This window comes from Serratia sp. PGPR-27 (genome assembly GCF_022678525.1).
GTDB classification, from domain to species: domain Bacteria; phylum Pseudomonadota; class Gammaproteobacteria; order Enterobacterales; family Enterobacteriaceae; genus Serratia; species Serratia nematodiphila.
On record NZ_JALBYS010000099.1, the window covers coordinates 1 to 230 of the forward strand.

The window sequence follows — 230 nt, forward strand, 5'->3', positions numbered from 1 at the left end:
GGTTATGGTAGCGAACCCAATTATATGGCAATTATAGATGATTTTAATCGAATACCACTTATAACCTACGGTATGTTTATAAAAGATAAAACTAAAAAATATAAAAGCGACATCTTTAACACTCAAAATTGGGATTATGACGAAATTAACGATGAATATATTTGTCCAAACAATAAGCGATTGGGTTTTAAAAGATATGCCTATCGCCATGATAAATATGGGTTTAAGAG

At 30.0% G+C, this 230-nt stretch carries 1 pseudogene; it reads left to right on the plus strand.

Features of this window, described 5'->3' with window-relative positions:
• Nucleotides 1-230, plus strand: a pseudogene (locus tag MMS95_RS24180) (IS5/IS1182 family transposase); the annotation flags it as partial.